9 protein-coding genes are annotated in these 12,612 nt (G+C 63.9%); 2 read left to right on the top strand and 7 right to left on the bottom strand.

What is annotated here, in order from left to right:
• Nucleotides 1–127 precede the first annotated feature (127 nt).
• The 5 genes from C8N34_RS07885 to C8N34_RS07865 all read right to left on the bottom strand — a co-directional run bounded on the left by C8N34_RS07885 (nt 128) and on the right by C8N34_RS07865 (nt 6,964).
• A complete protein-coding gene (locus tag C8N34_RS07885) occupies nt 128–2,014 on the bottom strand; it encodes a sodium:solute symporter family protein (RefSeq protein ID WP_054301581.1) in 1,887 nt (628 codons plus the stop codon).
• 16 nt (nt 2,015–2,030) lie between these two features.
• Nucleotides 2,031–2,288: a DUF4212 domain-containing protein gene (locus C8N34_RS07880; protein ID WP_108128414.1), complete on the bottom strand. Its 258-nt coding sequence runs from the start codon at nt 2,286–2,288 to the stop codon at nt 2,031–2,033.
• Nucleotides 2,289–2,350: 62 nt separating this feature from the next.
• Nucleotides 2,351–3,037, bottom strand: a complete 687-nt coding sequence (locus tag C8N34_RS07875) for an adenylate kinase (protein ID WP_054301583.1) — start codon at nt 3,035–3,037, stop codon at nt 2,351–2,353.
• Between the two features lie 5 nt (nt 3,038–3,042).
• The gene (acs, locus tag C8N34_RS07870; protein ID WP_108128413.1) at nt 3,043–5,010 is read right to left on the bottom strand and encodes an acetate--CoA ligase; all 1,968 of its coding nucleotides are present in this window, start codon (nt 5,008–5,010) and stop codon (nt 3,043–3,045) included.
• Nucleotides 5,011–5,311: 301 nt separating this feature from the next.
• Entirely contained in the window at nt 5,312–6,964 is a 1,653-nt protein-coding gene (locus tag C8N34_RS07865) for a SulP family inorganic anion transporter (RefSeq protein ID WP_108128412.1), read from the bottom strand.
• 83 nt (nt 6,965–7,047) lie between these two features.
• Here C8N34_RS07865 and C8N34_RS07860 point away from each other — a divergent pair, with 83 nt between their 5' ends.
• Complete coding sequence (locus C8N34_RS07860; RefSeq protein ID WP_108128411.1) at nt 7,048–7,539, top strand: HugZ family pyridoxamine 5'-phosphate oxidase; 492 nt, start codon at nt 7,048–7,050, stop codon at nt 7,537–7,539.
• A 7-nt stretch (nt 7,540–7,546) separates the two neighbouring features.
• On the opposite strand, the gene C8N34_RS07855 is transcribed toward C8N34_RS07860, so the two are convergent.
• On the bottom strand, nt 7,547–9,832 hold the full coding sequence (locus tag C8N34_RS07855) for a glycosyl hydrolase family 28-related protein (protein WP_108128410.1): 2,286 nt from the start codon (nt 9,830–9,832) through the stop codon (nt 7,547–7,549).
• A gap of 219 nt (nt 9,833–10,051) precedes the next feature.
• On the opposite strand from C8N34_RS07855, the gene C8N34_RS07850 reads away from it, so the two are divergent.
• Complete coding sequence (locus C8N34_RS07850) at nt 10,052–10,933, top strand: CHAD domain-containing protein (RefSeq protein WP_054301588.1); 882 nt, start codon at nt 10,052–10,054, stop codon at nt 10,931–10,933.
• Nucleotides 10,934–10,984: 51 nt separating this feature from the next.
• Here the strand turns inward: C8N34_RS07850 and C8N34_RS07845 are convergent, their stop codons facing one another.
• Nucleotides 10,985–12,565 carry a lysine--tRNA ligase gene (locus C8N34_RS07845; RefSeq protein ID WP_054301589.1) on the bottom strand — a complete coding sequence of 527 codons (1,581 nt, stop codon included), beginning with the start codon at nt 12,563–12,565 and terminating at the stop codon, nt 10,985–10,987.
• Nucleotides 12,566–12,612: the final 47 nt, after the last annotated feature.

Below are 12,612 nucleotides of genomic sequence, written 5' to 3'. Positions count from 1 at the left end.
GACCGTCGTCCTTTCAGGGGTGGCACGCCCCCTGTCGGGGACGTGCCGGTTGGCGTTCGGTCAGAGCCTGCGGGCCTGAGCACCCGGCGCGCAATGCGCCAGATCAAGCCCGCAGAACCTTGCCTGCTCAGTGCGACTGGGCCACACCGGCGCCTTTCGGAATGCGGATCGATTCCACCAGATCCTGCACATGGGCGGGCGGGGCCGCCGTTGCTTTCGACACCGCGAAGGCCACGATGAAGTTGATCAGGGCACCCACCGCACCGAAGGAGGTCGATTTGATCGACAGGATCATCGGCGCGCTGTCCGAATAGGACGCGGTATCGGCGACGAAGAACCAGCCTTTGTGCAGGAAGATGTAGACCACAGTCACGATCAGACCCACCAGCATACCCGCGATGGCCCCTTGCGCGTTGATGCGCTTGGAGAAAATGCCCATCATCAGCGCCGGGAAGATCGTTGCGGCGGCCACACCGAAGGCCAGCGCCACGGTCTGCGCCGCAAAGCCGGGCGGGTTCAGGCCCAGCCAGGTCGCCACAGCGATCGCGACAGCCATCGAGATACGGGCTGCCAGAAGCTCGCCCTTTTCCGAGATGCCGGGGTTGAGCTGGCCCTTGATCAGGTCATGCGACACGGCCGAGGAAATGGCCATCAGCAGACCCGCAGCGGTCGACAGCGCGGCAGCCAGACCACCGGCAGCAACCAGCGCGATGACCCAGCCCGGCAGGTTGGCGATTTCCGGGTTGGCGAGCACCATGATGTCGTTGTTCACGGTCAGCTCGTTGCCCTTCCAGTCGGCAGCTTGCGGGTTCTTCTCGGCCATCTTGGCGGCGGTTTCGGCAACCTTGGCGTCGAAGGCGGCCTGCGCCTCGGCGATTGCGGCCTCGTTCCCGGCTTTCTTCGCATCGGCCAGTTTGGTGGCCAGCGCGGTGGCGCCGTCATTGTAGTACTGGATCAGCCCGTCGCCGTTCAGGTCGGTGACCTTCAGCAGCCCGGTGGTGGCCCAGTTCTTCACCCACTTCAGCTCTTCCTTGGTTTCGACATCGGCCATCGAGACCGGGGCCGAGGTCAGGCCGTTCGGGTAGAAGGTGTTGATCAGGTTCAGACGCGCCATGGCCGCAACCGCCGGGGCGGTGAGATACAGCAGCGCGATGAACACCAGCGCCCAGCCCGCCGACGACCGCGCGTCCGAAACCTTCGGCACGGTGAAGAAGCGGACGATGACGTGCGGAAGGCCCGCGGTACCGATCATCAGCGACATGGTGAACAGGAACATGTTCAGCGTGGTGTCGGACTGTTCGGTATAGGACTTGAAGCCCAGGTCGGTCACGATCTGGTCCAGGGTTTGCAGCAGCGGCTGGCCGGTGTGAACCTCGTTCGAGAACAGGCCCAGCGCCGGGATCGGGTTGCCGGTCAGTTGCAGCGAGATGAAGATCGCCGGAATGGTATAGGCGATGATCAGCACGATGTACTGCGCAACCTGCGTGTAGGTGATGCCCTTCATGCCGCCAAGCACGGCATAGGCGAACACCACGGCGGCGCCGATGTAGAGGCCGGTCGCGTTGGACACTTCGAGGAAGCGCGAGAAGGCAACACCCACACCCGACATCTGCCCGATCACATAGGTGATCGAGATGATGAGAAGGCAAAGCACGCCGATGAACCGCGCGGAGCCCGAATAGAAACGGTCACCGATGAATTCCGGCACGGTGAACTTGCCGAACTTGCGCAGGTAGGGCGCGAGCAGCATCGCAAGCAGCACATAGCCGCCGGTCCAGCCCATCAGATAGGCCGAAGTATCGTAGCCACCGAAGGCGATGATCCCGGCCATCGAGATGAACGAGGCCGCCGACATCCAGTCAGCGCCGGTTGCCATGCCGTTGGCGATCGGGTGAACGCCGCCGCCCGCTGCGTAGAATTCGGCGGTCGAGCCGGCACGGGCCCAGATCGCGATCCCGAAGTAGAGCACGAAGGTCGCGCCCACCACTAGGAGGTTGAGGGTAAACTGATCCATGTTTCCCGGTGCTCCCTTATTCTTCCACGCCGTACTGGCGGTCGAGTTTGTTCATCCGCGCGGCATAGGCGAAGTTGAGAACCAGAAAGACGAGGATCGATCCTTGCTGGGCAAACCAGAAGCCCAGATCGGTGCCGCCGATCTTGATGCCCGCGAGCATCGGACGCAGAAGGATGCCGAAGCCGAACGAGCAGACGAACCAGACGACCAGATAGATCATGATCGTGCGGATGTTCGCGGCCCAGTAGGCATTCGACGAGGACTTGTCCGCCATGAGTGCTACTCCCTGAGTGTTTATCCGTCCCGCCCCCCTTCCCCGAGGGATGCGGGCCTCCCTTATGCCGAAACGCGCGTCACGATGGCCGAAAGCGTTCCGCGGATCTGGTCGATGGCACCCATCGCGTCGATCCGTTCCAGAACCCCCCGGTCATCGTAATAGGCGATCAGCGGCGCCGTCTGGGCATGATAGGCGGACAGCCTCTCGCGCACCGTCTCGGCATTGTCGTCGGCCCGGCGCTTGAACGCCGTGCCGCCGCATTTGTCGCAAGTGCCCACAACGGCGGGCTGCTTGAATTCGTCGTGATACCCCTCGCCGCAGCCGGCGCAGGTGTAGCGGCCGGAGACCCGGCCCACCATCGCCTCGTCATCGACGTCAAGGCTGATGGCGGCGGTAACCTTCTGGCCGGTTGCGCCCAGCAGATCGTCCAGCGCGGCGGCCTGCCCCGCAGTGCGGGGAAAGCCGTCAAGGATGATGCCGCGCGCCACATCGGGCTGCGCCATGCGGTCCTTCAGGATCGCCAGCACGATCTCGTCAGACACGAGCTGTCCCGCCTCCATCACCGCCTTGGCACGCTTGCCCGCCTCGGTGCCCGCCGCAACGGCGGCGCGCAGAAGATCGCCGGTCGAAAGCTGCACCAGCCCGAAATCCTCTTCCAGCATGCGGGCCTGCGTGCCCTTCCCGGCCCCCGGAGGCCCAAGAAGGATCAGGACGGCGGGGCGCGTCAGGGTCGTGGCGTCGGTCATGCGTATCAGCCCTTGTTGCCGCGGTTGGCGATCAGATCGTCAACGACCGACGGATCGGCCAGCGTCGAGGTATCCCCCAGCGCGCCGAAGTCGTTTTCGGCGATCTTGCGCAGGATGCGGCGCATGATCTTGCCCGAGCGGGTTTTCGGCAGGCCCGGCGCCCACTGGATGATATCGGGCGAGGCGATGGGGCCGATCTCGGTGCGGACCCATTTCACCAGATCCTTGCGCAGATCCTCGGACGGTTCGATTCCGTTCATCAGGGTGACATAGGCGTAGATGCCCTGCCCCTTGATGTCATGCGGGAAGCCGACCACGGCGGCCTCGGCCACGGCGGCATGGGCCACCAGCGCGCTTTCCACTTCTGCGGTGCCCATCCGATGACCGGAGACGTTGATCACGTCATCCACCCGGCCGGTGATCCAGATATAGCCGTCCTTGTCGCGGCGGCAGCCGTCGCCCGTGAAGTAATAGCCGCGATACTGGGCGAAATAGGCTTCCTGGAAGCGGTCATGGTCGCCCCAGAGCGTGCGCATCTGTCCCGGCCAGCTGTCCGAGATGCACAGGACGCCCTCGGTTTCCACCTCGTCCTGACGTTTGGCGGTTGCGGCATCCAGAACCACCGGCTTCACCCCGAAGAAGGGCAGCGTCGCCGAACCCGGCTTGGTCGCGGTGGCATAGGGCAGCGGGGTGATCATGTGACCGCCGGTTTCCGTCTGCCAGAAGGTGTCGACGATGGGGCATTTTCCCTTGCCGACATGGGCGTCATACCAGGCCCAGGCCTCGGGGTTGATCGGCTCGCCCACCGATCCAAGAATACGCAGCTTCGACAGGTCATACTTCTCAACCCATTCCGCGCCCATGCCCATCAGCGACCGGATGGCGGTCGGCGCGGTGTAGAACTGCGTCACCGCATGCTTTTCGCAGACTTCCCAGAACCGTCCGGCATCGGGGAAGGTCGGCACGCCCTCGAACATCACGGTCGTCGCGCCATTGGCCAGCGGGCCATAGACGATGTAGCTGTGCCCGGTAACCCAGCCCACATCGGCCGTACACCAGAACACGTCACCTTCCTGATAGTCGAAAGTGTATTGATGCGTCATCGAAGCATAGACGAGATAGCCACCCGTCGTATGCACCACGCCCTTCGGCTTCCCGGTCGAGCCGGAGGTGTAAAGGATGAACAGCGGATCTTCCGCCCCCATCGGCCGCGGCGGGCATTCCGGGCTCACCATATCCATCATCAGCTTGACGTCGACATCGCGGCCCTGAATCCAGGTGATCTGGTCGCCGGTATGCTTGACCACCAGGCAGCGCACCTTGTCCGAGCAATGCAGCAGTGCCGCATCGGTATTGGATTTCAGCGGCGTGCGCTTGCCGCCGCGCGGCGCGGTATCGGCGGTGATCACCAGCTTGGCGCCGCAATCGTTGATGCGGTTCGCAAGCGCATCGGGCGAGAACCCGGCAAAGACGATGGAGTGGATGGCCCCGATCCGGGCGCAGGCCAGCATGGCATAGGCGGCCTCGGGGATCATCGGCAGATAGATCACCACACGGTCACCGCGCATCACGCCCTGCGACAGCAGGACGTTGGCCATACGGTTCACCTTTTCGGACAGTTCCTTGTAGGTGATGTGCAGCGCCGGGGTTTTCGGATCATCGGGCTCCCAGATGATCGCGGTTTGCAGCGCACGGTCTTTCAGGTGACGGTCGATGCAGTTGACCGAGGCGTTCAGCACGCCGTCCTCGAACCACTTGATATTGACCTTGCCAAAGGTGAAATCGGTATTCTTCACCTTGGTATAGGGCTTGATCCAGTCGAGCCGCTGCCCCTCGCGCCCCCAGAACGCATCCGGGTCATCAATGGATTCGGCATACATCGCCCGATACCTGGCAGTGTCGGCGTGCGCCTTGTCAAAATCCGTGGGCACCTCGCGCACGATTTGCGCGATATCGGCGGGCTGCTGGGTCATGGGCTCTCCCCCTCTTGCATAAAGCCGGTCACCCCGCCTGGCCTGCGGGGCACCTCCATCCCTTTGGGCATTGTAAACCAAAGCAACACATTCGCGTAACCCCTTTTGTGTATTGGTTTTTTATGTAAATTATTTAACTTGATCATTCTGAAATCTGTAAATCAACCAGAGAGCGACGGGAATTTGCCATTAGGTTTCAACAATCTATCCCTTCACAGCTCCGTGATACGTCAGACGACGTGACGTAACGTCCCGCCACAGGATGCGGCAGGTCGCAAAAACAAGCAGCGGGAAGAACGAATCAGGGCTGCGGGGCGTCCTGCGCCAGAACCGCCTCGACGCCGGCCATGTCGGGCAGATACTCCACCTCGGGGGCGTCCAACCCCTGTGCCAGCAGCACGCGGCGGATTTCGGGGCTGGTTCCGGTGAACCACAGTCGTCCGCCCCGCCGCGCCACCTTGCGCGCCAGCAGGCCCAGCGAGCGGGCACCCGAACTGTCTATCAGCGGAACGGCGGTAAAATCGACCACGATGCTGCGCGGCACATCGGCAATCCGGTCCAGCACCGAGCCAAGCTGCGCGGCGGCGCCAAAGAAGAACGGACCTGAAAGGCGATAAACCAGCAAATCGTCGCGCGCCGCATCCACCGGGGCATCGGCCAGCGGATGAACGCCCGCCATATCGGACATGCGCTTCACGAAGACGAGCCCCGCCATGGCAAAGCCAACGACGATGCCTTCGGTCAGGTCGCGGAACACCACCAGAAGGAAAGTGACGAGAACGATGGCCGCATCGGCCCGCGATCCCCGCACCAGGGCTGCGAACTCATGCTTCTCTGCCATGTTCCACGCCACCACCGCCAGAACTCCGGCGAGCGCGGCCAGGGGGATATATCCGGCCAGTGGCGCCGCGATCATCAGGAACAACAGCAGGAACAGCGCATGCAGCATCCCCGACACCGGGCCACGCGATCCCGCGCGCACATTGGTTGCAGTGCGCGCAATGGTCCCGGTGACGCAGAAGCCACCAAACAGCCCCGCCCCGATATTGGCCATGCCCTGCGCCAGCAGCTCTGCATTGGCGCGGTGCTGGCGGCCGGTCATCCCGTCGGCCACCACGGCGGACAGCAGCGATTCAATTGCCCCCAGCAGCGCGAAACTGGCCGCCCAGGGCAGCGCAGCCATCACAGTGTCAGAATTGATCGTCGGCAACGCTGGCACCGGCAGCACGCGCGGCAACTCGCCAAACCGCTCGGCAATGGTTTCAACCGGCAGGCCTGCCGCTGCGGCCACACTGGCCAGCGCCACCGCGATCAACATGCCGGGCAGGCGCGGCGCGAACCGCTTGATCCCTTCGATCACCGCGATGGTGCCAAGGCTGACCGCCACCGCCGCGCCGCTCAGGCTGCCCCGCGCCTCCCATAGCGCAGCCAGCTTGCGCAGGATCTCGGCCGGTTCCGGCCCGGTCAGGGCAAGCCCGAACAGATCCTTGATCTGGCTGGAAAAGATGATGACGGCGATCCCAGCGGTAAAGCCCACGGTGACCGGATAGGGAATGAAGCGAATATAGGTGCCCAGCCGCAGCAGTCCCGCCGCCGCGAGGATCACGCCGGAAAGGATGGTGGCGAGGATCAGGCCCGAAAGTCCGGTTGTCGCCACACAGGCAGATACCAGCACGATAAACGCCCCTGCCGGCCCGCCGATCTGGTGCCGCGACCCGCCCAGCGCCGAGACGAGGAAACCGCCGACAATCGCGGTATACAGCCCACGCTCCGGCCCCACACCGCTGGCGATGGCAATGGCCATGGAGAGCGGCAGCGCCACAATGGCCACGGTCAGCCCGGCCAGCGCATCGGCGCGCAGATCGGCAGGGCCATACCCCTCGCGCAGGACAGTCACGATCTTCGGAAGAAACGGATTGGGGCCCGCGACATCGGGCTGGCTTGAACTGTGCATCTCGGGCCTGTAGCGAAGGATGCAGCCAGCAAACGCCCGCGACCCGGTCCCTGTCAACACCTGCCCAGTTCCCCGGAGGCTCTATGTCGCAACCCCGTCCAGATCCCGTGCAGCCCGCCGATGACGATGCCCGCGCCCTTGCGCGTGACCTGCTGGCCAACGCCCGGCATGCCGCGCTGGCCTATACCGATCTGGTGACCGGAACGCCGGGGATCAGCCGCATCGCCTTTGGCCTTGCGCCCGATGGCTGCCCGCTGACGCTGGTATCTTCGCTTGCCGCGCATCGCCCCGCACTGGAGCAGAATCCGCAGGCCGCCGTGATGGTGGGCGAGCCGGGCGACAAGGGCGACCCGCTGACCCACCCGCGCCTGATGCTGCGCATCACCGCCCGCCCGGTGGATCGCGCAGGTGCCGATTACCCGGCGCTGCGCGATCACTGGCTGGCTGTGCATCCCAAGGCGAAACTTTACATCGACTTCCCCGATTTCGCCTTTCTGCGGCTGGAACCGGAAGGCGCGTTGCTGAACGGTGGCTTCGCCCGCGCCTTCCGCCTGTCGCCCGAGGATCTGCGCTGAGGCCGCGTCACATCGGCCGGTCGCTGCGCAAGGTGACGACCACGGTCCCTTTCAGCGGCTCGGCCCATTTCAGATCGACACTGCCACCACCGGACCCCTGCGCCGTCTCGGCATAGGGTGCCGCGTAGGTGATGCTGTTGCCGCTGTCGCGCAAAGGCCCGTCCGCCATGACTGCCAGAGCCCGCAGCGCCTTGCCGCCGAAGGGAAACCAGTCCTTCGCCGCGACGGTCCAGGTCCGTGCGGCGGTGTTCTCGTTATGGCTCAGGATCACCGGATTGTGGCAGGGCTGGCTGATGCCGTGAAACACATTGCCGGTCACAGCCACATTGACCGCGCGGTCATGGTCCAGCCCCGCTTGCGTGGTATCGACCTTCTCCACCCGGTCGATCGTGCCGTTCACCGCGCGGAACACATTGCCGGTCATCGAAAACCCGTTCAGGAAATGCCCCGGCCCGCGCGGCCGCACCACGACCCATCGGAAGGACGGCGCCACGTCGATGCACATGAAGGTGTTCGACGTGATGGACAGCCCGCCGAACGAGTATTCCCCACTGAATTCCGGCGCCGGGTCATGCTCGTTCGACCATTCGATCCAGCAATTGTCGATGTAATTGTCCGAGACAATCGACCGGCAGTTGGTGTTGGTAAAGACGATCCCGGCCTGACGCAGCCCGTTGGTCTGGTCGTCGCCCTGAAAGAAGTGATTGCCCAACACCATGTTGCCACCACCGCCCAACACGGCGAAATGCGCAAAGCGCACCACGCGGTTGTAGCGCAGTTTCACATCATTGGCATTGGCGTTCAGCGCGATGCTGCTGCGGTTCTGTGCCGCCATCCCCTGTTCGTTGGACAGGAACTGGCATTGCTCCACGATCAGCCCGGAACAGCCATCCCCGATCGAAGTGATCCCGCGATCCTTCGGCCCGGTGAAAACACAATCCGCGATGCGGAAGGTCAGCCCGCCCGAGGGCAGCATGATCGCGCTGGACCGGCCGGAACAGGCGAAGTCGATATCGGTAATCTCGAACCGCGAGAGATTGTCGAACCCCGAGAAATCCAGCAGGTACTTGTAACGCTCGAAGGTAAAAGTGCGCGTGCCATCCGCCCCCCACAGAGACGACGACAGTGTAACCGTGCCGCTCCCGACATTCCGGGAGGTCACATAGACCTCGCGCCCGACCCCGGTGCCCGAAACCCGCGCGCCCACCGGAATGTTCGCCACATTGGCCACATTGGTCAGCCGGGTCGAATTGCTGCTGTTGTAGGTGGCGACCGAGGTCACGGTATCACTGTCCCAGTTTGCCGAACTCGTCGCCGAAAGCTGACCATTGGTCAGGACACGGCGGCTCGACAGGCTGGTCAGACCGCAGAGCGCCGCGACGTCGATGGGGCCGGTCACATCCACCTTACGGCCTGACAGGTCGAATACGACATGATCGGTGAAATAGAACAGGGTCTGAAGACCGCGCCTGAACCCCTCCAGCTCGCCACCGAAAGCGGCAGCGTAGGTATTCAGATCATAGTTCTGCGTACAGGTCAGCCTCGCATTGGCAGGCATCGACAGCTTGCCGTCGAACCGCACCGGATTGTTGAAGGTAAAATTGCCAGTGAGGCGATAGGTGCCCTCGGATACCAGAACGGTGCGCCCGTTCGCCGCCGCATCCGCAGCGCCGAAAGCCGCCGCGTCATTCGTGCTGCCATCGCCGATGGCGCCGTAATCCCGCACATCCACAACGTCGATCATCTTGCGATGAAAGACATCCGTGACATCCTCGATGACCAGATCGTCAATCCGCACCACACCGCCACTGGCGCCGGTCAGGTCCAGGCCGAAATGGCCATAGACAGGCTCGACACCCCAGACCATGTCGACCCCCTGCCGGTTGCCCGATCCGATGATCGCACTGACCGTCACAACCTGACCATAGCTGGTCAGCGCGACCGAGGGGCCGGTCAACGGCACCCCGACCGCACTGCCGTTCGCCCGCCCGGCATAGGCCGCGATGCGCACCGAGGGCATGCTGCCCGCCACCGCTTTCACCCGCGCGGTGACCCGCAGATACAGCCCCGGCTCGATGGGCGTCTGCCCCATGTAGCGCAGACGCTGAACCGTTTCGGCCTTCTGCAATTCCAGACAGCCTGCGAAATCCTGATCGGACGGCACCAGCGCCGCGTTGGGCTGCCCGGCATAGGTCGCGGTGCCCGGCGTGCCATCCTCGCGCGACCACTGGTTCAGCCCGGCCGAAAACGGCGGCGGCATCAGCACCAGACCATCGGTAATCGCCTTGTTCATCTCAGACCCTCGCCTTTGTTCCCGCGCCTGCCGCGCATACCGGGCACAGGGGTAGCAAGACGGGGTTAATCCGGGCTGTGGCCGCCGCGCGTAGCAGGCACCCCGCGCGCAACAGTCTGCATCGGCAGGGTTCCGCCGCCGTTACAAAACCGTCATATCATGGTTACAACTGCCGGTTAGGTCGGGGCGACAAGGCAGTTCTGCCGGACCGGAGCCCCCATGACGACCTATCAATTCGATCTCGCCGACGGATCGTTGCAGGACAGCCTGCGCCGCATCGCCCTGGCCGAGATCGCGCCCCTGCGCAGCCATCTGGACAGCGCGGAGCCGCTTGACCCCAAGGCAGTGCACGACATCCGCAAGCGGATCAAGAAGTTGCGCGCCCTGCTGCGGCTGACCCGCAGCGGCCTGCGCCGCGTGCAACCGGCCGAGAATGTGCTGCTGCGGGACGCCGCGCGCCAGCTTGCGGCCCAGCGCGATGCCGCAACCCGGCTGAAGACCTTCGACATGATCGCGGGCGATGATCCGTCCCCGGCGCTGGGGGCACTGCGCGCGCAGCTGGTGGCCGAAGCCGCCGTCGCCACCGCCCCGCCCCCGGATCTGGGTGAATTCTTCGCGTCGCTGTCCTTGCGCGTCGAAAACTGGGAGCTTTCGGGTTCAGATCGCAGCATCCTGACCACAGGGCTGGCCGACACACGCGAACGCGCCCGCCAGGCGATGCGCGAGGCCCGTGACAGCGGCGGGGCCGAGGCGCTGCACGACTGGCGCAAACGGGCCAAGGATTTCTGGTATCAGGCGCGGCTGTTCCAGCCGGTCTGGCGCGATGTCATGCGCCCTTTCGTCACCTCCGCCGATATGCTGGGGGAAATGCTGGGCCAGCACCATGATTTCGAGGTTCTGGCCGAACATGTCGCGGCCATGCCCGAGGGCGACGTCAAGCCCGAGGCGCGCGAGACCGTGGCGACCCGCTGCCGCGAGGCGCAGCTTGGTATCGAAGTCGAAGCCTATCCGCTGGGCGCCCGCCTGTTTGCCGGCGATCCCGAGGAAATGGCAGCGCTCTGGGTCAAATGGTGGCGGCTCTGGCGGGCGCAGGTCGCCTGAATGCAAAAGGGCACGCCAAGGCGTGCCCTTCCCGTTTGATAAACCGCGTCCTCAGGCCACCAGTTCGCCCGCAAGACCGCGGTCGATCAGCGCGACGGTCTCCCCGACACCGTAAAGTGCGACGAAACCCCCAAAGCGCGGCCCGTCCGAGGCGCCCAGCAAGACCTCGTAAAGGGCCTTGAACCAGTCGCGCAGCGGCTCGAACCCGTGCTCCTTGCCGACGGCAAAGACCATGCTTTGCAGCGCCTCGTCGTCCAGCCCGCCTTCCCACGCCACCAGACGCGCCCGCAGATCCATGATCGCCGCGCGTTCCTGATCTGTCGGCAGACGGAACACACGGGTCGGCGCGATCTTGTCGGTGAAATAGCGCACTGCGAAGCCCGCCGCCGCATCCAGATCCGGGTTGCCCTCGGGGCTGGCCTCCGGCGCATAACGCTTGATGAAGCCCCACAGCCCCTTGGCATCCGTCGCCCCGGCCACGCTCGCGAGATTGAGCAGCATCGAGAACGGCACCACCATCTTCGATTCCGGCGGGTTGCCGCCATGGATGTGCCAGACCGGATTGTTCACCTGCTGGTCCACATCCTGCGTCGGATAGGCGCGCAGTTGCTGGTGGTATTCATCCACCGCGCGCGGGATCACATCCCACCACAGCCGCTTGGCCGTCTTGGGCTTCTGATACATGAAATAGCTCAGGCTTTCGGCCGAGGCATAGGTCAGCCATTCGTCGATGGTCAGCCCGTTGCCCTTTGACTTCGAAATCTTCTGGCCGTGCTCATCCAGGAACAGCTCATAGGTGAAGTGTTCCGGCTTCTTGCCACCCAGCACTTCGCAGATCCCGTCATAGATCGGGGTATTGGTGGAGTGGTCCTTGCCATACATCTCGAAGTCCACATCCAGCGCCGCCCAGCGGGCGCCGAAATCGGGCTTCCATTGCAGTTTCACATGGCCGCCCGTCACCGGCAGCGTCCATTCGCGGCCATCCTCGTCGTCGAAGGTGATGGTGTGATTCACCGGATCGACGTTCTTCATCGGCACATACAGCACCCGCCCGGTTTCCGGGTGGATCGGCAGGAAGCAGCTGTAGGTCTGCTGACGCTCCTCGCGCAGCGATTTCAGCATGATCGCCATGATCGCGTCATAGCGTTCCGTCGCCAGCTTCAGCGTGTCGTCAAAGCGGCCGGACTTATAGAACTCGGTCGCGCTGATGAACTCGTATTCGAAGCCGAAAGTATCGAGGAACCGCCGCAGCATCGCGTTGTTGTGGTGGCCAAAGCTCTCATATTCCCCGAACGGATCAGGGACCGAGGTCAGCGGCTTCTGGATATTGGCATGCAGCATCTCCTGGTTCGGCACGTTTTCCGGCACCTTGCGCATACCGTCCACATCGTCGGAAAAGCAGATCAGCCGCGTCGGAATGTCGCTGATCACCTCAAACGCGCGTCGGATCATCGTGGTGCGCGCCACTTCGCCGAAGGTGCCGATATGCGGCAGGCCCGAGGGGCCATAACCCGTCTCGAACAGGACGTAGCCCTTTTCCGGCGCCTTCTTTTCATACCGCTTGAGAATCTTGCGGGCCTCTTCAAAGGGCCAGGCTTTCGATTTCATCGCGGCGTCACGAAGGGCGGACATCGGCGGATCCTTTCATACTGCGGGCCCCATGCCCGCGCAGAACCCGC

The organism is Gemmobacter caeni, assembly GCF_003054195.1.
Taxonomy (GTDB): Bacteria; Pseudomonadota; Alphaproteobacteria; order Rhodobacterales; family Rhodobacteraceae; genus Gemmobacter; species Gemmobacter caeni.
This window is presented reverse-complemented; position numbering and strand designations above follow the sequence as displayed.

Bases quoted from the DNA above. Each gene is read 5' to 3' on its own strand.
- C8N34_RS07885 (WP_054301581.1), bottom strand. From the start codon at position 2,014: ATGGATCAGTTTACCCTCAACCTCCTAGTGGTGGGCGCGACCTTCGTG.
- C8N34_RS07880 (WP_108128414.1), bottom strand. From the start codon at position 2,288: ATGGCGGACAAGTCCTCGTCGAATGCCTACTGGGCCGCGAACATCCGC.
- C8N34_RS07875 (WP_054301583.1), bottom strand. From the start codon at position 3,037: ATGACCGACGCCACGACCCTGACGCGCCCCGCCGTCCTGATCCTTCTT.
- acs (WP_108128413.1), bottom strand. From the start codon at position 5,010: ATGACCCAGCAGCCCGCCGATATCGCGCAAATCGTGCGCGAGGTGCCC.
- C8N34_RS07865 (WP_108128412.1), bottom strand. From the start codon at position 6,964: ATGCACAGTTCAAGCCAGCCCGATGTCGCGGGCCCCAATCCGTTTCTT.
- C8N34_RS07860 (WP_108128411.1), top strand. From the start codon at position 7,048: ATGTCGCAACCCCGTCCAGATCCCGTGCAGCCCGCCGATGACGATGCC.
- C8N34_RS07855 (WP_108128410.1), bottom strand. From the start codon at position 9,832: ATGAACAAGGCGATTACCGATGGTCTGGTGCTGATGCCGCCGCCGTTT.
- C8N34_RS07850 (WP_054301588.1), top strand. From the start codon at position 10,052: ATGACGACCTATCAATTCGATCTCGCCGACGGATCGTTGCAGGACAGC.
- C8N34_RS07845 (WP_054301589.1), bottom strand. From the start codon at position 12,565: ATGTCCGCCCTTCGTGACGCCGCGATGAAATCGAAAGCCTGGCCCTTT.